This is a genomic window from Herbaspirillum sp. GW103, assembly GCF_000261365.1.
In the GTDB taxonomy this organism is placed as follows: Bacteria; Pseudomonadota; Gammaproteobacteria; order Burkholderiales; family Burkholderiaceae_D; genus Herbaspirillum.
In genome coordinates this window covers 207,911-228,235 of the sequence record NZ_AJVC01000005.1, presented here as the reverse complement: position 1 = coordinate 228,235, position 20,325 = coordinate 207,911, and the positions used below count along the sequence as shown (strand labels likewise).

Annotated in this window: 17 protein-coding genes; 15 read left to right on the top strand and 2 right to left on the bottom strand. The window is 62.7% G+C overall.

Annotated elements, in window-relative coordinates:
• Window positions 1-33 precede the first annotated feature (33 nt).
• The 4 genes from atpD (at window position 34) to GWL_RS18205 (ending at window position 3,677) form a co-directional block, all read left to right on the top strand.
• Entirely contained in the window at window positions 34-1,434 is a 1,401-nt protein-coding gene (gene atpD, locus GWL_RS18220) for a F0F1 ATP synthase subunit beta (protein ID WP_008332979.1), read from the top strand.
• 120 nt (window positions 1,435-1,554) lie between these two features.
• A complete protein-coding gene (locus GWL_RS18215) occupies window positions 1,555-1,977 on the top strand; it encodes a F0F1 ATP synthase subunit epsilon (RefSeq protein ID WP_008332978.1) in 423 nt (140 codons plus the stop codon).
• A 367-nt stretch (window positions 1,978-2,344) separates the two neighbouring features.
• A complete protein-coding gene (locus GWL_RS18210; protein ID WP_008332977.1) occupies window positions 2,345-2,812 on the top strand; it encodes a CoA-binding protein in 468 nt (155 codons plus the stop codon).
• A gap of 52 nt (window positions 2,813-2,864) precedes the next feature.
• The gene (locus tag GWL_RS18205; RefSeq protein WP_008332976.1) at window positions 2,865-3,677 is read left to right on the top strand and encodes a polyphosphate kinase 2 family protein; all 813 of its coding nucleotides are present in this window, start codon (window positions 2,865-2,867) and stop codon (window positions 3,675-3,677) included.
• A gap of 30 nt (window positions 3,678-3,707) precedes the next feature.
• On the opposite strand, the gene GWL_RS18200 is transcribed toward GWL_RS18205, so the two are convergent.
• Window positions 3,708-4,505: a transporter substrate-binding domain-containing protein gene (locus tag GWL_RS18200; RefSeq protein ID WP_008332975.1), complete on the bottom strand. Its 798-nt coding sequence runs from the start codon at window positions 4,503-4,505 to the stop codon at window positions 3,708-3,710.
• 232 nt (window positions 4,506-4,737) lie between these two features.
• Between GWL_RS18200 and hemE the strand changes: the two genes are divergently transcribed.
• The 8 genes from hemE (at window position 4,738) to fmt (ending at window position 14,096) form a co-directional block, all read left to right on the top strand.
• Entirely contained in the window at window positions 4,738-5,835 is a 1,098-nt protein-coding gene (gene hemE, locus GWL_RS18190; RefSeq protein WP_008332974.1) for a uroporphyrinogen decarboxylase, read from the top strand.
• A 155-nt stretch (window positions 5,836-5,990) separates the two neighbouring features.
• Complete coding sequence (locus tag GWL_RS23495) at window positions 5,991-6,251, top strand: hypothetical protein (protein WP_157174283.1); 261 nt, start codon at window positions 5,991-5,993, stop codon at window positions 6,249-6,251.
• Between the two features lie 301 nt (window positions 6,252-6,552).
• Window positions 6,553-8,715: a primosomal protein N' gene (locus GWL_RS18185; RefSeq protein WP_008332973.1), complete on the top strand. Its 2,163-nt coding sequence runs from the start codon at window positions 6,553-6,555 to the stop codon at window positions 8,713-8,715.
• Between the two features lie 267 nt (window positions 8,716-8,982).
• On the top strand, window positions 8,983-10,716 hold the full coding sequence (gene argS, locus GWL_RS18180) for an arginine--tRNA ligase (RefSeq protein WP_034351406.1): 1,734 nt from the start codon (window positions 8,983-8,985) through the stop codon (window positions 10,714-10,716).
• Window positions 10,717-10,747: 31 nt separating this feature from the next.
• Window positions 10,748-11,386 carry an SPOR domain-containing protein gene (locus tag GWL_RS18175; RefSeq protein ID WP_008332971.1) on the top strand — a complete coding sequence of 213 codons (639 nt, stop codon included), beginning with the start codon at window positions 10,748-10,750 and terminating at the stop codon, window positions 11,384-11,386.
• A 108-nt stretch (window positions 11,387-11,494) separates the two neighbouring features.
• Window positions 11,495-12,202, top strand: a complete 708-nt coding sequence (locus tag GWL_RS18170) for a thiol:disulfide interchange protein DsbA/DsbL (RefSeq protein ID WP_008332970.1) — start codon at window positions 11,495-11,497, stop codon at window positions 12,200-12,202.
• A 100-nt stretch (window positions 12,203-12,302) separates the two neighbouring features.
• Complete coding sequence (locus tag GWL_RS18165) at window positions 12,303-13,109, top strand: SDR family oxidoreductase (protein WP_008332969.1); 807 nt, start codon at window positions 12,303-12,305, stop codon at window positions 13,107-13,109.
• Window positions 13,110-13,142: 33 nt separating this feature from the next.
• Complete coding sequence (gene fmt, locus GWL_RS18160; RefSeq protein WP_008332968.1) at window positions 13,143-14,096, top strand: methionyl-tRNA formyltransferase; 954 nt, start codon at window positions 13,143-13,145, stop codon at window positions 14,094-14,096.
• 89 nt (window positions 14,097-14,185) lie between these two features.
• Here fmt and GWL_RS18155 read toward each other — a convergent pair whose 3' ends face one another.
• Entirely contained in the window at window positions 14,186-14,785 is a 600-nt protein-coding gene (locus tag GWL_RS18155) for a 5'-methylthioadenosine/S-adenosylhomocysteine nucleosidase (RefSeq protein ID WP_008332967.1), read from the bottom strand.
• Between the two features lie 200 nt (window positions 14,786-14,985).
• Here GWL_RS18155 and metH point away from each other — a divergent pair, with 200 nt between their 5' ends.
• The 3 genes from metH (at window position 14,986) to GWL_RS18140 (ending at window position 20,021) form a co-directional block, all read left to right on the top strand.
• Window positions 14,986-18,729 carry a methionine synthase gene (gene metH / locus GWL_RS18150; RefSeq protein WP_008332965.1) on the top strand — a complete coding sequence of 1,248 codons (3,744 nt, stop codon included), beginning with the start codon at window positions 14,986-14,988 and terminating at the stop codon, window positions 18,727-18,729.
• Window positions 18,730-18,869: 140 nt separating this feature from the next.
• Window positions 18,870-19,154, top strand: a complete 285-nt coding sequence (locus tag GWL_RS18145; RefSeq protein ID WP_008332962.1) for a WGR domain-containing protein — start codon at window positions 18,870-18,872, stop codon at window positions 19,152-19,154.
• 213 nt (window positions 19,155-19,367) lie between these two features.
• Window positions 19,368-20,021, top strand: a complete 654-nt coding sequence (locus tag GWL_RS18140) for a hypothetical protein (RefSeq protein ID WP_034351404.1) — start codon at window positions 19,368-19,370, stop codon at window positions 20,019-20,021.
• Window positions 20,022-20,325: the final 304 nt, after the last annotated feature.

Genomic DNA, 20,325 nt, shown 5'->3' with positions numbered 1-20,325 from the left:
AGAATTTAAATTTTATCTATTGAAGGAACGAAAATGGCTGATGGCAAAATCGTTCAGTGTATCGGCGCTGTGGTGGACGTGGAGTTTCCGCGCGATGCGATGCCCAAGGTTTACGATGCCTTGAAATTGGAAGGTTCGGATCTGACCCTGGAAGTCCAGCAGCAGCTGGGCGACGGCGTGGTTCGTACCATTGCGCTCGGTTCGTCGGACGGTCTGCGCCGCGGCCTGACCATCTCGAACACCGGCAAGCCGATCACTGTGCCCGTCGGTACCGCGACCCTGGGTCGCATCATGGACGTGCTGGGCAACCCGATCGACGAATGCGGTCCGGTCTCGCACGAGCAAACCGCTTCGATCCACCGCAAGGCTCCCGCGTACGACGAACTGTCGCCCTCGCAAGAGCTGCTGGAAACCGGCATCAAGGTCATTGACCTGGTCTGCCCGTTCGCCAAGGGTGGTAAGGTTGGTCTGTTCGGTGGCGCCGGTGTGGGCAAGACCGTGAACATGATGGAACTGATCAACAACATCGCCAAGGCGCACAGCGGTCTGTCCGTGTTCGCCGGTGTTGGTGAGCGTACCCGTGAAGGTAACGACTTCTACCATGAAATGGCAGAAGCCAAGGTGGTGGACCTGGAAAACCCGACCAACTCCAAGGTCGCCATGGTCTACGGCCAGATGAACGAACCGCCGGGCAACCGTCTGCGCGTGGCGCTGACCGGCCTGACCATCGCGGAAGGTTTCCGTGACGAAGGCAAGGACGTGCTGTTCTTCGTCGACAACATCTACCGTTACACCCTGGCCGGTACCGAAGTGTCCGCGCTGCTGGGCCGTATGCCGTCCGCCGTGGGCTACCAGCCGACGCTGGCCGAAGAAATGGGCCGCCTGCAAGAGCGTATCACCTCGACCAAGACTGGCTCGATCACCTCGATCCAGGCCGTGTACGTCCCTGCGGATGACTTGACCGACCCGTCGCCGGCAACCACCTTCGCCCACTTGGACTCGACCGTCGTTCTGTCGCGTGACATCGCCTCGCTGGGTATCTACCCCGCCGTCGATCCGCTGGACTCGACCTCGCGCCAGCTGGACCCGCAAGTGGTCGGCCAGGAGCACTACGAGACCGCACGCGCTGTTCAGGGCACCCTGCAGCGCTACAAGGAACTGCGTGACATCATCGCCATTCTGGGCATGGACGAACTGGCACCGGAAGACAAGCTGATCGTCGCACGTGCTCGCAAGATGCAGCGTTTCCTGTCGCAGCCCTTCCACGTCGCCGAAGTGTTCACCGGTTCCCCGGGCAAGTACGTTTCGTTGAAGGACACGATCAAGGGCTTCAAGATGATCGCCAGCGGCGAACTGGACCACCTGCCGGAACAAGCGTTCTACATGGTCGGTACCATCGACGAAGCAATCGAAAAGGCCAAGAAGATCAACTAAGACGCGCCACGCCGTTGCCGCATCGGATGCTTCATCCGGGGTGGCAGCGGCCGGTAAGTCATCATTGATTCATTGGCGCCGCTCCTGTTCGCAGGAGCGGTCAATCGACTAGGAAACGACATGGCACATACTATTCACGTGGACGTGGTCTCGGCGGAAGAGGAAATCTTCTCCGGCGAGGCAGAATTCGTCGCGTTGCCGGGCGAAGCGGGTGAGCTGGGTATCTATCCCCGTCACACCCCGCTGATCACGCGCATCAAGCCAGGTGCTGTCCGTATCAAGGTCGCGGGTCAGGCGCACGAGGAATTCGTGTTCGTGGCCGGCGGCCTCCTGGAAGTGCAGCCCGACGCCGTGACCGTGCTGGCCGACACCGCCATCCGTGGTGCCGACCTGGACGAAGCCAAGGCCGCCGAAGCCAAGCGTCTGGCCGAGGAAGCGCTGGTCAACCGCGACTCCAAGATCGACCACGCTGCAGCCCAGGCCGAACTGGCCGCCGCTGTGGCACAGCTGGCCGCGATCCAGAAGTTGCGTCAGAAGCGCTGATCGCTGGTAGCGTTCTTCCCGGCGAAGAGTGCTCCGGCACGGCAGCACAGCAGTACAGCAGTACAGCAGTAGATGAAAGGCAGCTTCGGCTGCCTTTTTTCATGCGCGCTCATTTCCTCTGATGCGCGTAGTGAGTTCCTCCTTGCAGATCCGGGGCTCGTCTGCGGCGCCAAGGCTGACCAGATCTGGCGGCTTGCGGCCCGTATGAATCAACCTGGATCAAGTTTGCCCGCATGTCGCGCGCACTGGCGCTGCGGCAACTTTCATCCTCGGGTAAAGTGCGCGGACGTGAAGGATAGAACCAATTCTGTCCGACCCAATCATTGATAGCATTAGCCTCATTTCCATCAGCCGGACAGGAGCCCCCATGTCGTCAGCTGCACCCGCATCTTCCGCATCCCCTTCGACGCCCACCGCGCGCCAGCATGGCAAGCCCATCATTGCCGTGGTCGGCCTGTCCAACCGCCCCGAGCGTGCCAGCTTTGAGGTAGCCGCCTATCTGCAGTCAGCGGGATACCGCATCGTCGCCGTCAATCCCATGTATGCCGGCCAGACCATCCTCGGTGAGCATTGCCATGCCAACCTGCAGGAGGCCAGCGCGGCATTGGCCCAGGAAGGCCTGCGCATCGCCATCGTCGATTGCTTCCGCAAGTCAGCCGACATCCCGCCCATCGTCGACGAGGCCATCGCCATCGGCGCCCAATGCGTGTGGATGCAGCTCGACATCGTTCACGAAGAAGCCGCCGCCCGCGCGCGTGCGGCCGGGTTGAAGGTGGTCATGGACAAGTGCATCAAGATCGAACATGCCATGGGGCAGTCGCATGGCGTGTTGTAGTGCCAGGCTGGTGAAATCCGTAAATCATTTATAACGAGAAAAGCGAGACAGCATGGCTAAGAAGATCGGGCCGCAATTCATCGTCCATCCCAAGTTCGTCCTCAAGGAAAGCGACGCCTCCACCAAACCGCTCTCCAGCGGCGACAAGGAAACCGACCGTGCCACCGTGCAGCGTCTGGCCGCACAGATCGGCCTGCAGCAGGAGATGCTGTATGCCGGCCACAAGCACAAGGTGCTGGTGATCCTGCAGGGCATGGATACCAGCGGCAAGGATGGCACCGTCAATGACGTCTTTGCCGCCGTCAATCCGCAGGGCATCCGTATCGCCAACTTCAAGGGGCCGACGGCCATCGAACTGGCGCACGACTATCTGTGGCGCGTCCATGCGCAGGTACCGGTGGCCGGGGAAATCGCGGTCTTCAACCGCAGTCACTATGAGGATGTGCTCATCACCCGCGTGCACGACTGGATCGATGAGAAGGAATGCAAACGTCGCTATCGTCAGATCAACGACTTCGAACGCATGCTGTGGGAAACCGGGACCGTGGTGCTGAAATTCTTCCTGCACATCTCGAAGGCCGAGCAGAAGTCACGCCTGCAATCGCGCATCGATGATCCCGAGAAGCACTGGAAATTCGATCCGCAAGACCTGGCCGAGCGCAAGTTCTGGGACGCCTACCAGCAGCGCTACCAGGAGGTGCTGCGCCAGACCAGTACCCTGCATGCACCCTGGTACGTGGTACCGGCCGACTCCAAGACCCATCGCAACCTGCTGGTGGCCAATGTGGTCCTGGAGACTCTGCAAAAGCTCAAGCTGCGCTTCCCCGACCCCAAGCCCGAACTCAAGGATCTCAAGTTCGACTGAACAAGAGGGGCGGGGCCGCCGCGCTCTGGCTTATTTCAGCCACTTGTCGAAGATGCGCTGATATTCGCCGGTGGCCTTGGCCAGGTGCAGCCAGGTATCCACATAGGCCTTGAAGGCGACATCACCGCGCGGCAGCAGGTAAGCCTTTTCAGCGAACTGCAGCGGCTGGTCAGGCTGTACCGGGCACAGCTCCGGATGCAGCTTGGATTGCCAGCGCGTCTCGCTGGCATCGGTGACCATCACATCGGCCTTGCCGTCGACGATCTGCTGGAAGATGGTGACGTTGTCCGGATGCAGCGTCAGGGTGGCATTCTTGTAGCGGGCCTTGGCAAAGCGCTCGTTGGTGCCGCCGGGGTTGACGATGGCGCGCGTACCAGGCTGGTCGATCATGTCGAAGTTGCGGAACTTGTCCTTGTCGGCGCAGCGGATGATGGGCGCCTTGCCATCGACCATCACCGGCTCCGAGAAGGCTGCCTTGCGGGCGCGGTCCAGGGTGATCGAGATGCCCCCCATGGCGATGTCGCACTGGGCGACGAAGTCGTTCATCAGGTTGCTCCAGGTGGTCTTGACGAACTGCGCCTCCACGCCCAGCGACTTGGCCAGGGACTGGCCCAGTTCCACATCCATGCCTTCGAAAGTCTGGTCAGGGCGGTAATAGGTGAAGGGCTTGTAGTCACCGGTCATGCAGATGCGCAGCTTGCCAGCCTTGATGACCTGGTCCAGGCGCGAAGCGGGGAGCGCCTCGTCGGCCTGTGCCGCCGACAGCGACAGCGAAAATGACAGAACCGCCAGACCCGCCAGCAGGGCGGTACGGATGATGGACTTCATGGAGTCTCCTCGTGGATGTGATGATGGATGATCAATGATGAACGCGGCCCGCTTCTAAATGGGTTCTAGTTGATTGGATGGGCCGCTTAAATACTGCTGCCAGATCATAGCAAAACCGCGCGCCAGGACCTGCATCAATATCAGCGCACGCCGATAGCGACAATTAGCCGGAAGCCATGCGCGGAGGATGAGATAATGCCGGATTGTCGTCAGACCGCATTGCAGGCCGACCATGTCCTCTTCCTCTTCCATGTCCACCTTCGCTCCGCTCAAAAACGATACCTTCCTGCGTGCGCTGCTGCGCCAGCCCACCGACTACACGCCGCTGTGGCTGATGCGCCAGGCCGGTCGCTACCTGCCCGAATACCGCGCCACGCGCGCTCGCGCCGGTTCCTTCATGGGTCTGGCCACCAATCCCGACTACGCCACCGAGGTCACGTTGCAGCCGCTGGAACGTTATCCGCTGGACGCCGCCATCCTCTTCTCCGACATCCTCACCGTGCCCGACGCCATGGGCCTGGGCCTGTATTTCGCTGAAGGTGAGGGTCCCAAGTTCGAGCGCCCGCTGCGCGACGAGGCCGCCATCCAGGCCCTGCGGGCACCGGACCTGGACAAGCTGGACTACGTCTTCAAGGCCGTCACCCAGATCCGCCGCGAACTCGATGGCCGCGTGCCCCTGATCGGCTTCTCCGGCAGTCCCTGGACGCTGGCCTGCTACATGGTCGAGGGCGGCGGCTCGGATGACTTCCGCCTGGTCAAGAGCCTGCTCTACCGTCGTCCGGACCTGATGCACCACATCCTCAAGACCAACGCCGATGCCGTGGCCGCCTACCTGAACGCGCAGATCGCCGCCGGTGCACAGGCCGTGATGATCTTCGATACCTGGGGCGGTGCCCTGGCCGATGGCATCTACCAGCAATTCTCGCTGGCCTACATGGAGCAGGTGGTCAGCCAGTTGCAGCGCCTGCAAGATGGTCAGCAGATTCCGGTGATCGTCTTCACCAAGGGCGGTGGCCTGTGGCTGGAGCAGATCGCCGCCATCGGTGCCGACGCCGTCGGCCTGGACTGGACCGTCAACCTGGGTGAGGCCCGTCGCCGCGTGGGCGACAAGGTGGCACTGCAAGGCAATCTGGATCCCAACGTGCTCTTCGCCGGCGACGACGCCATCCGGGCGGAAGTGCGCAAGCTGCTGGAATCCTTCGGCCGCCCCGGCGCCGGCAGCGGCCACGTCTTCAACCTCGGTCACGGCATCTCCCAGCACACCCCGCCGCAAGCCGTGGCAACCCTCGCCCAGGCCGTCCACGAGATCAGCCGCGCTCTGCGCGGTTGAACGTGCGTATATCTGTCGTTATCTGTTCGTATTTGTGCGGATGGGCAAGTCCCGATGCACATCCTTGCCAGTGCACCGGGACTTATGCACATGGCGGCCCATTTTCTTGTTGAGAATCAAATTTATTTGAATATGAAGGATTGTGCAGAAGGGTGTTGCACAAGTCATTGATTTTATTGGGTTTATTTTTTCGCCGTCTTGACGCGTTTTTGCGGGAAACCGCGCTGGCCGTGGGCTTCGGCCTTGTCAAGAGGCACTTGCCCACAAAGTTATCCACAGCTGCTGTGCATAAGATCGAAAAGCGTTTACAAAACCGCCGCTTATCGAAATCTTTGAAGGTTTACTTTAAGTTTGTAGGACAAGGAGGCGGCAGCCTGCAAGCCAAAGCCGACAAATTTTTGCCGCTCAGGGCTTGACAAACGCCGGCTCCGTGGTGCCGCCGGAAGGACTTATGCACACTGGATGATTTTGGCACCTGCACAATACTTCGCTGCAAATTTTTTTTCTGCAGGACAAGAGATGAGTCCAAGTCATTGATTTTGTTGGCTTTATTTTTTGCCTCGCCGTTGGGCAGTGCGCCGCAGGCCAGAGCCAGTCTGCGTGGCGAAATGTCAAGGGGTACTTGTCCCCAAAGTTATCCACAGCCTGTGTGGATAGGTCCAAAAATGATGATGAAACCGAGGCTTAGCCGGGTTTTTCAGGATTGACTTTAAGTTCGTGGAACAATGTCTGCTTCAGGTGGCGCTCGATACGCCCCTGCATACCGTCTTCGATTACCGCTGGCAACCCGCCACGCCGGACGAACCCATGCCGGCCATTGGCCAACTGGTGGTGGTACCGTTCGGCCGCCGTGAGGCGGTGGGGGTGGTGGTCGGTCATGCGGCGCAGACCGACCTGCAGGCCGACAAGATCAAGGATGTCATTGCCGTGCGCCATCAGTTGCCGCCGATGTCAGCGCACTGGCTGGCGCTGTGCGGCTTTGCTGCCAACTATTACCAGCGCCCGCTGGGCGAGGTGATGCTGCCGGGCCTGCCCAAGAACCTGCGCGCCCTGACCACGGTCGCGCTGGACAAGGCGCTCAAGGCCCTGGGCCGTCTGGCCGCACCCAAGAAGAGCAAGGCCAGGCGCAAGACCCGCACCGAGGCAGAAGCCATTCCTCCGGCGGTGGCGGAGTTAGTGCCGCCGGATGCCCCTGATCCGCTGCATCTGGGTGAAGCGCCTGCGCTGAACCCGGCGCAGCAGCAGGCCGTGGACGCCATCGCCGGCGCAAAGGACTTTGCGCCGCTGCTCCTGTACGGCGTCACCGGCAGCGGCAAGACCGAGGTCTACCTGCAAGCGGCCGCTGCCATCCTGCGTCGCGCTGCCGATGAGGCTGCCGCATCGCAAGCTGCGCCCGTCGATCCCGCCGTGGCCCCGGCCCAGATCCTGGTGCTGGTGCCGGAAATCAACCTCACGCCGCAACTGGAAGGCAATATCCGCGCGCGCTTCCCGCATCTGAACGTGGTCGCGCTGCACAGCGGCCTGGCCGAGGGCGAGCGCGCCCGCAACTGGCTGGCCGCGCACCTGGGGCAGGCCCACATCGTGCTGGGTACACGGCTGGCGATCCTGTCTTCGTTGCCTGCGCTCAAGCTCATCGTCATCGACGAGGAGCACGATCCTTCCTACAAGCAGCAAGAGGGTCTTCGCTATTCCGCCCGCGACCTGGCCGTGTGGCGGGCGCACCAGCTCGGCATCCCGGTGGTGCTGGGCTCGGCCACGCCTTCGCTGGAAACCTGGCATCACGCCCAGGCCGGCCGCTACCGCCGCCTGGAACTGCGCCAGCGCGCCGCCCAGCAGGCGGTGCTGCCCACCGTCAAGGTGATCGACATGGAGCGCGACAAGCCAGTCGATGGCCTCACCGCCGGCCTGATCGCCGCCGTGCGCAAGCGCCTGGAGCAGGGCGAGCAGTCGCTGCTGTTCCTCAACCGCCGCGGCTATGCCCCGGTGCTGGCCTGTGATGCCTGCGGCTGGATCAGCAACTGCATGCGCTGCGATGCCTTCATGGTGGTGCACCGCCCCGAGCGGCGCCTGCGCTGCCACCATTGCAGCCTGGAACTGGCCATCCCGCGCGCCTGCCCGACCTGCGGCAATGTTGATCTGCAGCCGCTGGGGCGCGGCACCCAGCGGGTGGAAGAGGGCTTGCAGGCGATCTTCCCCGGCGCCCGCGTGCTGCGCATCGATGCCGATTCGACCCGCCTGAAAGGTTCGGCCCAGAGCGCCTTCGACAGCGTGCACCGGGGCGAGGTGGATATCCTGGTCGGCACCCAGATGGTGGCCAAGGGGCATGACTTCAAAAAGCTCACGCTGGTGGGCGTGCTCAATCCGGATACGGCGCTGTTCTCGCACGATTACCGCGCCAGCGAACGGCTCTTCGCCCAGCTCATGCAGGTGGCCGGCCGCGCCGGCCGGGCCGGGCTGTCGGCCGACGGCAGCTCGGGCGAGGTGCTCATTCAGACCCGCTACCCGCATCACCCGCTGTACCAGGCCGTGATGCGCCACGACTACGACGGCTTTGCCGACGAGCTGCTGGAGGAGCGCCGCCAGGCCCATTTCCCGCCCTTCATGTATCAGGCGCTGCTGCGCGCCGAGGCGCGCGAACTGGACACGGCCCTGGCCTTCCTGAAGCAAGCCGCCACCCTGCTGGAGGCGCCCGCCATCACCATCAACGAGCCCATCCCGATGACCCTGATGCGGGTGGCCAATGTCGAGCGCGCGCAGTTGCTCGTTGAGTGCCCGTCACGCCCCGCCCTGCAGGGCTTCCTGAAACAATGGCTGGCCGCGCTGCGGCAGCTGAAAACCCGCGCCCGCTGGTCGCTGGAAGTCGATCCGGTCGATATATGAAGACAGGGCCGCAGCAGGCGGGCGGCAGGGCGGTTGTGAAGTTGCGGGTGAAGCTTTTTGCAAAAATCGGGGTAACAGATTTGTTGTGATTGAGGCATCTTTCTGGCGCAGAGAGCTTGCCCGCACGCAAGCTGCTTGCTCGGGCAGTCTACAGGGTGCGCCTAGCCGGTATAATCTCGGTTGCTCAACCAATTGCAAGCGATCCCTCCGCGCGGCGCAGCCTGCCAGACCAGCGCCTCGGCCGCTTCCGCTTTACCCCTCATTCCCATGCTCGCACAACAGAAACAACGCATCTCCGACCTGTTCTCGTCCGCCTTGCAGCCGCTGCTGGCTGATAGCGGCCTGACCCCGACCATCACCCTGGAGCGTCCGCGCGATGCCTCGCACGGCGACATCGCCTGCAACATCGCCATGCAGCTGGCCAAGCCGCTCAAGAAGAATCCGCGCGAGCTGGCGCAAGCCATCGTCGCCGCCGTCATGGCCGACCCGGCGCGCGAGGGGCTGGTGGAATCCGTCGAGATCGCCGGCCCGGGCTTCATCAACCTGCGTGTGGCGGCCGCTGCCAAGCAGGCGGTGGTCAAGGTGATCCACGAACAGGGCGAGGCCTTCGGCCGTGGCAGCCTGGGCGCCGGCAAGAAGGTGCTGGTCGAGTTCGTCTCGGCCAACCCCACCGGTCCGCTGCACGTGGGCCATGGCCGCCAGGGCGCGCTGGGCGATGCGCTGTCGTCGCTGCTGGAAGCCCAGGGCTTTGATGTGCTGCGCGAGTTCTACTACAACGATGCCGGCGTGCAGATCGCCACCCTGGCCACCTCGGTGCAGGCGCGTGCACGTGGCTTCAAGCCGGGTGACGCCGCGTGGCCCGAGTCGGCCTACAACGGCGACTACATCGCCGACATCGCGCGCGACTTCCTCGACAAGAAGACCGTTTCGGCCAGCGATGGCGAGCCCGTCACCGGCAGCGGCGAGGTCGACGACATCGAATCGATCCGTCGCTTTGCCGTGGCCTACCTGCGTCATGAACAAGACCTGGACCTGCAGGCCTTCGGCGTGAAGTTCGACAATTACTATCTGGAATCCTCGCTCTACGCCGACGGCAAGGTGGCCGCCGCCGTGGACGCGCTGGTCGCCGCCGGCAAGACGTATGAACAGGATGGCGCGCTGTGGCTGCGTACCACCGACTATGGCGACGACAAGGATCGCGTCATGAAGAAGACCGACGGCACCTATACCTACTTCGTGCCCGATGTCGCCTATCACATCAACAAGTGGCAACGCGGCTACGGCAAGGTCATCAATATCCAGGGCAGCGACCACCACGGCACCATCGCGCGCGTGCGCGCCGGCCTGCAAGCCGCCGGCGTGGGCATTCCCCAGGGTTATCCCGACTACGTGCTGCACAAGATGGTCACCGTCATGCGCAATGGCGAAGAGGTCAAGATCTCCAAGCGTGCCGGTTCCTACGTGACCCTGCGCGACCTCATCGAATGGTCCGCCGGCGAGCCGGTCGAGGGCGAGCAGCGCGACCTCACGCGTGGCCGCGATGCGGTGCGCTTCTTCCTCATCTCGCGCAAGGCCGATACCGAGTTCGTCTTCGATGTCGACCTGGCGCTGGCGCAGTCCGATGAAAACCCGGTCTATTACGTGCAGTATGCGCACGCCCGCATCTGCACCGTGCTGGGCAAGTCGGGCGTGGATGAAGAGGCGCTCAAGAGCACGGCTGACCTGTCGCTGCTGACGGCCCCGCGCGAAGCGTCGCTCTTGGCCAAGCTGGCCGAGTATCCGGACATGCTGGCGCACGCCCTGCAAGAGCTGGGACCGCACCAGGTCGCCTTCTACCTGCGCGATCTGGCAGGCGAACTGCATAGCTACTACAATGCGGAACGCGTGCTGGTCGATGATGTCCCAACCAGGTCCGCACGCCTGGCGCTGTTGTCCGCCACCCGCCAGGTGCTGCGCAACGGCCTGGCACTGTTGGGCGTATCGGCTCCGGCCAGAATGTAAAACAAGCTAAAACAAGCAGCTAAAGAGAAACGTGAAACCGTTGAACGCGAAATATCACAAGCAGGCCGGCGGTACGCTGCTCGGCCTGATCCTGGGTTTGATCGTCGGCCTGGGGATCGCCGTGGGTGTGGCATTGATGATCACCAAGTCGCCCATCCCCTTCGTCAACAAGGTCGCGCGCCCCGAGCGCACCGATCCGACCCCGGCCCAGGCGGCCGACCCCAACCGGCCGCTCTACGGTAACCGCGACATCGCCCGCGATGCCGCGCGCGACCAGCAGCAGTCGCAGACGCCGGTGCCGCCCAACACGGCATCGGCGCAGCCGGTCCCGCCGGTGGCGCCGACCCCGCAGGCCAGCCCGGCACCGTCCAGGCCCGACGCCAAGGCCCCGGCGGCCACGTCTGCTACCTCCAAGAACGACACCAACGACGACAAGTGGACCTACTTCCTGCAGACCGGTGCCTTCCGCGACCAGGCCGACGCCGAAAGTGGCCGTGCCAAGCTGGCCCTGCTGGGCTTTGAGGCCAAGGTCAGCGAACGCACTGCCGACAGCGGCGTGCTCTATCGCGTGCGCATCGGTCCCTTCGAGCATGCCGACGCGATGAACCGTACGCGCAGCAAGCTGTCCGATAACGGGGTCGATGCTGCCATCGTGCGCATTCCCAAATAATCAGAATGCACCCGTGGATGCCGGCGGCAGGGGATGACCGACCGGCACGACGGGCGCGGGACGGCTACCGGCCTGTCCCACCGACTATCCATCAGAGAGGGTAATACCATGCGTTTCCATCAAAAGCTGCTGGCCGCGGTCAGCTTCGGCGTACTGGCCTTCACCGCCAGCGTTGGCGCCTCGGCCTCGCCGGCCAATCCGCAAGTGGGCAGCGACTACCGCGTGCTGGAGCAGGCCCAGCCGACCGATTCCGGCAACAAGGTCGAGGTGACCGAATTCTTCTGGTTCGACTGCCCGCACTGCGCCGCCTGGGACCCGTCGCTGACGGCCTGGGTCAAGAAGCAGGGTGACAAGATCAACTTCAAGAAGGTGCCGGTGGCCTTCCGCGACAGCTTCGTGCCGCAGCAGAAGCTCTACTACACTCTGGAAGCCATGGGCAAGGCTGAAGAGCTGACCCCCAAGATCTTCCACGCCATCCACGTCGAAGGCCAGCGCATCAATACCGACAAGACCATCCTGGCCTACATCGAAAAGATCGGCCTGGACAAGCAGAAATTCCTCGACCTCTACAACTCCTTCGGCATCCAGACCAAGGCTCGTCGCGCAGCCCAGCTCCAGGAAGCCTACAAGGTCGACGGCGTACCCATGATTGCCATCGATGGCCGCTATGTCACCTCGCCCGCCGTGGTCGGCGTGGCCCTGGCCAATCAGCCGGAATCGATGCAGCAAGCCGCTGCCCTGCAGGTGATGGACCATCTGGTGGCCAAGGTGGCCGCCGAGAAGGCCGCCGGCAGCAGCCACGCAAAAAAGAAATAAGCTTCACCCGTTCCGCACGGTCCGCGTCCGCAAGGCCGCGGACCGTTGTCATTTGGGCAGCAGGAATTACCTAAACCTTCATATCACCTCAGGAGCAGGCATGGCCAACCTTCCCGTCGTTGCAGCCCAGGAACGCGTGTTCCTGACCGGAGCTTCCAGCGGTATCGGCATGGCGCTGGCGCGGGCCTATGCCCGGCGTGGCGCCATCCTCGGCCTGGTCGCACGGCGCAAGGTCGAGCTGGAGGCCTTGTGCGCCAGCCTGCCGCATGCTGAGCGGCACCGCGTCTATGCCGTCGACGTGACCGACCACGCCGCGCTGGCTGCGGCCGCCGACGCCTTCCTGACCGAGTTCGGCGGGGCCGACGTGGTCATTGCCAACGCCGGCATTTCGCAGGGCACGCTGACCGAATACCAGGAAGACCTGCCGGCCTTCGAACGCATCCTGGCCGTCAACGTCACGGCCACCTTTGCCACCTTCACGCCCTTCGTGGCGCGCATGAAGGCGGCGCCCGAGGACCAGCGCCGCCGCTGCCGCCTGGTCGGCATCGGCAGCGTGGCCGGCATTCGCGGCCTGCCGGGGGCGGGCGCCTACAGCGCCTCCAAGGCCGCCGTCATCAGCTACTGCGAATCGCTGCGGGTGGAATTGCGCGGCAGCGGCATCCAGGTCGTCACCATCGCGCCCGGCTACATCGATACCCCGATGACGCGCGTGAACACCTATCCCATGCCCTTCCTGATGCCGGTGGAGCGCTTTGCCGAGCGCGCTGTCGAGAGCATTACCGAGGGCGTGAGCTATCGCGTCATTCCCTGGCAGATGGGCGTGGTGGCCAAGCTGCTGAGATTGCTGCCGAACTGGCTGTACGATATGGCCTTCGCCCGCGCCCCGCACAAGCAACGCAATCCGTAAATCTGGCGGCCTTGCTCGCCTTTGGAGTTTTTCATGAAGATCATTTTTGCCGGCACGCCGGAATTTGCCGCCGTTGCGCTCGAAGCACTCTACGCCGCCGGTCACGAGATCACCCTGGTGCTGACCCAGCCCGACCGCCCGGCCGGACGCGGCATGCAGCTGCAGGCTTCGCCCGTGAAGCAATGCGCGATCAAGCATGGCACACCCGTAGCGCAGCCGGTCTCGCTGCGTCTGAACGGCAAGTATCCGGAGGTGGCGCAGGAGGCCCATGCCCTGCTGCAATCGACCCCGCATGACGTGATGGTGGTGGCGGCCTACGGCCTGATCCTGCCGCGCAGCGTGCTCGACATCCCGCGTTACGGCTGCATCAACATCCATGGTTCGCTCCTGCCGCGCTGGCGCGGTGCCGCGCCCATTCATCGCGCCATCGAGGCGGGCGATGCCGAGACCGGCATCACCATCATGCAGATGGAAGAGGGGCTCGATACCGGCCCCATGATGTTGATTGAAAGCGTCCCCATCGCCGGGGACGACACCACCGGCAGCCTGCATGACAAGCTGGCCGCGCTGGGCGGCAAGATGATCGTGGAAGCCATTGCCAAGCTGGAGCGCGGCGAGCTCTCAGCCACCCCGCAGCCCGACGAGGGCGCCAATTACGCCGCCAAGATCGCCAAGGAAGAGGCCGCGCTCGACTTCAGCCAGAGCGCCGACCAGCTGGCCCGCCGCATCCGCGCCTTCAATCCCTTCCCCGGCGCCACCGGTCGTTTCGGCGATACGGTCGTCAAGCTATGGCAGGCGCGTCCGGTCAAGGTGGCGCAACAGGGCGAGCCGGGACAGGTGCTGTCGGCCGATGCCCAGGGCGGCATCGTGGTGGCCTGCGGTGAAGGGGCGTTGCTGCTGACCGAATTGCAGAAGCCGGGCGGCAAGCGCCTGGCCGCCGCAGAATTCCTCAAGGGCTTCCCACTCGAAGGCGGGCGCTTCGCCTGAGCCCATCCGGCAGGCAATTCCGGCGCGAATGATGACTTAGTTTCAAACGCGGACAAAGTCTTCCATCCGGGCCTGGATGCCTGCGCGCCTCAACGCGCAGGTTCTGCATCGAACTGCCTGAGCACCAGCGGCAGATGCCGCCAGAACAGTTCCTCTCCCAGATGCACGCGCGCCTGCCAGTCATCGGCAGCATCGTCATCGGCGCCATCGGTGATGAACTTGAAGGCCCGCCAAGGGATGCCGAAGTGGCTGCATACCCGGGCGATGGCAAACAATTCCATATCCACCAGATCCACCTTCTGCTGCCGCAGCCAGTCATCGGCGGCTGTCACGAAGCTGTCGCCGGTGCCGCACAAGACGCCCGGATAGCCGGAGACCAATCGGGAGGGTTGTTGCTCCTGGTTCATCAGCGGCGTCACCCCGCGCGGCGCCAGCGGAGTGGCATCCATGTCGCGTTGGAGCACGGCGGCCACTTCCAGCAAGCCATCATGCAGGGGATCGATCTTGCCGGCCGTGCCGAAATTGATGAGCGCGCGCGGACGATGCGTCAGGATGGCCTGCGTCGTATGCAGCGCGGCATTGACCTTGCCCACGCCGCAATAGACCACCTGTACGCCTGCCGGGGCCGCTGCGGCGTCGAGTTCACTTTCCAGGGCGGTCAGGATGAGGATGGGCGCTTGATCGGGCATCGGTATAAATAGTTAACGGTTTGCAACGAAGCACAGCCCGCAAAGCCTGCCGGGAGGCGGGGGAAGGGTGCTTTGACGTATAATCGGGTTCACTTTTTGCCTGTTGAACCGGTCCGTTTCTGGCCGGTTTTTTTATCCGCAGCGCGCCTGCGCGCGGGAACAGGCCTCGCATTGTTGCCGTAACCAGAGAAAAACGCCAGATGAAGCCGAACGAACTGTGCCAGACCGAATTGCTGCTGCGCGACCTGATGTCGCAGCGCATCCTCATCCTCGATGGCGCCATGGGCACCATGATCCAGCGCTACAAGCTGACTGAAGAGGATTATCGCGGCCAGCGTTTCGCCGACTTCAGCGTTCCCGGCAAGGAGATGTTCGTCAAGGGCAACAATGAACTGCTCTCGCTGACCCAACCGCACATCATCCAGGAAATCCACGAGCAATACCTGGCCGCCGGTGCCGACCTGATCGAGACCAATACCTTCGGCGCCACCAGCGTGGCCCAGGACGACTACCACATGGCGCATCTGGTCTACGAGATGAACGTGGAATCGGCCCGTCTGGCACGCGCCGCCTGCGACAAGTACTCGACCCCGGACAAGCCGCGCTTCGTGGCCGGTGCCCTGGGCCCCACGCCCAAGACCGCTTCCATCTCGCCGGACGTCAACGACCCGGCTGCCCGCAACGTCACGTTTGATCAACTGGTCACCGCCTACCTGGAGCAGACCCGCGCGCTGGTCGAAGGCGGTGCCGACGTGCTGCTGGTGGAGACCATCTTCGACACGCTCAACTGCAAGGCGGCTTTGTTCGCCATTGATACTTTCTTCGAAGAGAGCGGCAAGCGCCTGCCCATCATGATCTCGGGCACCGTCACCGACGCCTCCGGCCGCATCCTCTCGGGCCAGACCGTGACCGCCTTCTGGAACTCCATCCGCCACGCGCGTCCGCTCACCGTGGGCCTGAACTGCGCGCTGGGTGCGGCGCTGATGCGTCCCTATGCGGAAGAGCTTTCCAAGATCGCCGACACCTTCGTCTGCATCTATCCCAATGCCGGCCTGCCCAATCCGATGAGCGACACCGGTTTCGATGAAACCCCCGATGTCACCTCGGCCCTGTTGAAGGAATTCGCCGAAAGCGGTTTCGTCAACGTCGCCGGTGGCTGCTGCGGCACCACGCCGCCGCACATCAAGGCCATTGCCGAGACGGTCGCCACGATTGCGCCGCGCAAGCTCCCCGAGCCCACGCACGAGATGCGCCTGTCGGGCCTGGAGCCCTTCACCATCAATGACGATTCGCTGTATGTCAATGTCGGCGAGCGCACCAACGTCACCGGTTCCAAGGCTTTTGCCCGCCTGATCCTGAACGAACAGTACGATGAAGCCCTGGCCGTGGCGCGCCAGCAGGTCGAAAACGGTGCGCAGATCATCGACATCAACATGGATGAGGCGATGCTCGATTCGGTCGCCGCCATGACGCGCTTCCTCAACCTGATCGCCTCCGAGCCCGATATCGCGCGCGTGCCCATCATGATCGACTCCTCCAAGTGGGAAGTGATCGAAGCGGGCCTGAAGTGCGTGCAGGGCAAGTCCATCGTCAACTCCATCTCGATGAAGGAAGGCGAGGAAAAATTCCTGCGCGAAGCCAAGCTGTGCCGTCGCTATGGCGCCGCCGTCATCGTCATGGCCTTCGACGAAGTGGGCCAGGCCGATACCTTCGCCCGCAAGATCGAGATCTGCGAACGCGCCTATCGCCTGCTGGTGGACAAGCTGGACTTCCCACCCGAAGACATCATCTTCGACCCCAACATCTTTGCGGTCGCCACCGGTATCGAGGAACACAACAACTACGCGGTCGACTTCATCGAAGCCACCCGCTGGATCCACCAGAACCTGCCCTACGCCAAGATCAGCGGCGGTGTCTCCAACGTGTCCTTCAGCTTCCGCGGCAATGACCCGGCGCGCGAAGCGATCCACACCGTCTTCCTGTATCACGCCATCAAGGCCGGCATGACCATGGGCATCGTCAACGCCGGCATGATCGGCGTCTATGACGACCTGCCGGCCGAGCTGCGCGAGCGCGTCGAAGACGTGGTCCTGAACCGCCGCGAAGACGCTACCGAGCGCATGATCGAGTACGCCGCCACGCTCAAGGCTGGCGACAAGAAGGAAGAAGCCACCCTGGAATGGCGCAACCTGCCGGTGGCCAAGCGCCTCTCGCATGCGCTGGTACACGGCATTACGCAGTGGATCGTGGAAGACACCGAAGAGGTGCGCCAGCAGGTCGCTGCCGATGGTGGTCGTCCTATCCACGTGATCGAAGGTCCGCTGATGGACGGCATGAACGTGGTCGGTGACCTCTTCGGCCAGGGCAAGATGTTCCTGCCGCAGGTGGTCAAGTCGGCGCGGGTGATGAAGCAGGCCGTGGCGCACCTGATCCCTTTCATCGAAGAAGAGAAGCGCCAGCTCGAAATCGCCACCGGTGAAGTCGCCAAGCCCAAGGGCAAGATCGTCATTGCCACCGTCAAGGGCGACGTGCACGACATCGGCAAGAACATCGTCACCGTCGTCCTCCAGTGCAACAACTTCGAAGTGGTCAACATGGGCGTGATGGTGCCCTGCGCCGAGATCCTGGCCAAGGCCAAGGAAGAGAAGGCCGACATCATCGGACTCTCCGGCCTGATCACGCCCTCGCTGGAAGAGATGGCGTATGTCGCCAAGGAAATGCAGCGCGATCCGTATTTCGCCGGATTGAAGATGCCGCTGATGATCGGTGGTGCCACGACCTCGCGCGCCCACACGGCCGTCAAGATCGCCCCCAACTATGAAGGCCCGGTGGTCTACGTGCCGGACGCCTCGCGCGCCGTATCGGTGGCGCAATCGCTGCTGGCCGACGAGCAGAAGACGCAGTACGTGGCCGACCTCAATGCTGACTACGAACGCATCCGCGAACAGCACGCCAGCAAGAAGGCCGCGCCCATGCTGTCGCTGGCCGCAGCCCGTGCCAACAAGACCAAGCTGGAATTCGCCCCGGTCAAGCCCAAGTTCATCGGCCGTCGCCTGTTCAAGAATGTGGACCTGGGTTTGCTGGCCAACTACATCGACTGGGGTCCGTTCTTCCAGACCTGGGACCTGGCCGGTCCTTACCCTGCCATCCTCACCGATGAAGTCGTGGGCGAAGCCGCGACCAAGGTCTTCCAGGAAGCCCAGGCGATGCTGAAGAAGATCATCGATGGCCGCTGGCTCACCGCCAACGGCGTCATCTCGCTCTTGCCGGCCAACACCGTCAACGATGACGACATCGAGATCTACACCGACGACAGCCGCAGCCAGGTCGCCTTCACCTATTACGGCCTGCGCCAGCAGACCGAGAAGCCGGTGGTCGATGGCGTGGCGCGCCCCAACCAGTGCCTGTCGGACTTCATCGCACCCAAGGAGTCTGGCGTGCAGGATTACATCGGCATGTTTGCCGTGACCGCTGGCCTCGGTATCGAGAAATACGAAAAGCGTTTCGAGGATGCGCATGACGATTACTCGTCCATCATGCTCAAGGCCCTGGCCGACCGCCTGGCCGAAGCCTTCGCCGAATACCTGCATGAGCGCGTACGCAAGGACCTGTGGGGCTATGCGGCTGACGAGAACCTGAGCAGCACCGATCTCATCAAGGAAAAATATCTCGGCATCCGTCCCGCGCCCGGCTATCCGGCCTGCCCGGAGCACACCGTCAAGGCGGACGCTTTCCGCGTCATGCAGTGCGACGAGATCGGCATGCAGTTGACCGAGTCTTACGCCATGTTCCCCGGTGCCTCGGTGTCGGGCTTCTACTTCGCGCATCCGCAGTCGAAGTACTTCGTGGTCGGCAAGATCGGCGAGGATCAGGTGGTCGACATGGCAGAGCGCCGCCATGTGCCCAAGCAAGACGTGGAACGCTGGCTGGCCCCTAATCTGTAAATGATTTACGGAATGAAGCAAACCGTCCGGCCCCTGTGCCGGACGGTTTGTTTCATTCCTGAACCTTTCTCGCTGGTTCTTGTATTGCGCCGTCGTCCTGCTATCATCCACGCCCGCCGTTCCGTCGCCTCGTTTTTTCCATGATTGATTCTGCTGACCACGTCACCCATGCACTGCCCGTGACCGTGGCTACGCGCCTGCACTTCACCGATGGCAACACGCGCGCCATCTTCACCGTCGACCTGGTGCAGGATCTGTTGGGCGACTGGGTGCTCACGCAAGCCTGGGACGGCATCGAAGGCCGCAGCGCGGTGCGCCGGGTGGTGGTGGCCGGGCATGAGGAGGGCTTGCGGATGCTGCAGAAGATTGCGCGGCACAAGGAGCGGTTGGGGTTTCGGCCGGTGCATCTTTATCACGTGGGCTGAGGCTGCCCGCGTTCCTTCCTGCTCGCCGTTCCCAGGCATTTCTAGAACCCATTTCATAAATAGGCGTGAGATGCGTTCTGTCCTGGTGCCACACGCAAGGAGCGCAACGCGGCCAGCGCCCTTTCTGGACAGAACGCATCTCACGCCTATTTATGAAATGGGTTCTAATTTTCTGCTACAGTTCCCCAACAAAAATTCAGGAGGAAAAGAAACATGTCTTGCAGAAGCACCTTTATATGCCTGCTTGTCCTGTTGCTGACGGCTTGTGCCGCATCGAACGTTGATCGCGACTTTTCGCTGGAGAACAATCCGGATCAAGGTATCGTTATCGCCTCCGTTTCATTTGATCGCGCCGGATCCCGAAATTCTCAGGCCATGTTTTACCTTGACGAAGGCATCCCCGGCGCACCTGTTCCGGCCAGGCGTCTGGAGGCGCTCCCTGAACACGCGACGATTCGCATGGGAAGTCAGTTCAAGGATAGTTATGGGCAGGTCCTTGCCATCTCACTACCCGCTGGCAGACATACTATTTCGTCATGGCGCCTGGTTCGGAGCGCCGCATATAGCCTTTCGCCATCAGAGAAGATGCCCCCGCTTGAATTTCATGTGGCAGCCGGCAAGGTCCAATACATTGGCAACCTGCATCTGAACCTCGTCGAGGGAAAAAACATGCTTGGCCTTAGGATGGTGGCAGACGCTTCTCCTGAGATCCGGGATCGCCAGGACCGAGACTTGCCTATCATCAAAAAGAAGTATCCACAATTTGCCGACCGCATGGAAATCAGGCTGCTGCCACTCGGAACATGGGAAGGTGGCAGAACGACAATCCGCGATATCCAGCCCGTCGTCATCGTTCCGGTCAAATGAATCATTGGCACATCAGCAGCGTGGGACACAGGCCGGCGGCAAGAAAAGGTACGACATCAAAGAGTATGGTCCGGTCTGTCAATCCGGCGGCGGTGGATTGGTTGCCGCCTTGATCGCCGAGCGCAGTGAGGTGCTGTGCGCGGTTTCCTCCTCGGGTGCGACTGCCGTCAAGCATCGGATCCTGGCGGCGGGGCGTAACAGCGACTACACCGGAAAGTCGATGGCCGAGATCTGGGACCCGGTGGAACAGCTTGGCCGTGTGCGCCCCATGCACGGCTTCGGCATGTTCGTCACCAGCGATCAA

What these genes read in the sequence shown, in the direction of transcription:
- atpD (WP_008332979.1), top strand. Translation starts at nt 34, where the DNA reads ATGGCTGATGGCAAAATCGTTCAGTGTATCGGCGCTGTGGTGGACGTG.
- GWL_RS18215 (WP_008332978.1), top strand. Translation starts at nt 1,555, where the DNA reads ATGGCACATACTATTCACGTGGACGTGGTCTCGGCGGAAGAGGAAATC.
- GWL_RS18210 (WP_008332977.1), top strand. Translation starts at nt 2,345, where the DNA reads ATGTCGTCAGCTGCACCCGCATCTTCCGCATCCCCTTCGACGCCCACC.
- GWL_RS18205 (WP_008332976.1), top strand. Translation starts at nt 2,865, where the DNA reads ATGGCTAAGAAGATCGGGCCGCAATTCATCGTCCATCCCAAGTTCGTC.
- GWL_RS18200 (WP_008332975.1), bottom strand. Translation starts at nt 4,505, where the DNA reads ATGAAGTCCATCATCCGTACCGCCCTGCTGGCGGGTCTGGCGGTTCTG.
- hemE (WP_008332974.1), top strand. Translation starts at nt 4,738, where the DNA reads ATGTCCTCTTCCTCTTCCATGTCCACCTTCGCTCCGCTCAAAAACGAT.
- argS (WP_034351406.1), top strand. Translation starts at nt 8,983, where the DNA reads ATGCTCGCACAACAGAAACAACGCATCTCCGACCTGTTCTCGTCCGCC.
- GWL_RS18170 (WP_008332970.1), top strand. Translation starts at nt 11,495, where the DNA reads ATGCGTTTCCATCAAAAGCTGCTGGCCGCGGTCAGCTTCGGCGTACTG.
- GWL_RS18165 (WP_008332969.1), top strand. Translation starts at nt 12,303, where the DNA reads ATGGCCAACCTTCCCGTCGTTGCAGCCCAGGAACGCGTGTTCCTGACC.
- fmt (WP_008332968.1), top strand. Translation starts at nt 13,143, where the DNA reads ATGAAGATCATTTTTGCCGGCACGCCGGAATTTGCCGCCGTTGCGCTC.
- GWL_RS18155 (WP_008332967.1), bottom strand. Translation starts at nt 14,785, where the DNA reads ATGCCCGATCAAGCGCCCATCCTCATCCTGACCGCCCTGGAAAGTGAA.
- metH (WP_008332965.1), top strand. Translation starts at nt 14,986, where the DNA reads ATGAAGCCGAACGAACTGTGCCAGACCGAATTGCTGCTGCGCGACCTG.
- GWL_RS18145 (WP_008332962.1), top strand. Translation starts at nt 18,870, where the DNA reads ATGATTGATTCTGCTGACCACGTCACCCATGCACTGCCCGTGACCGTG.
- GWL_RS18140 (WP_034351404.1), top strand. Translation starts at nt 19,368, where the DNA reads ATGTCTTGCAGAAGCACCTTTATATGCCTGCTTGTCCTGTTGCTGACG.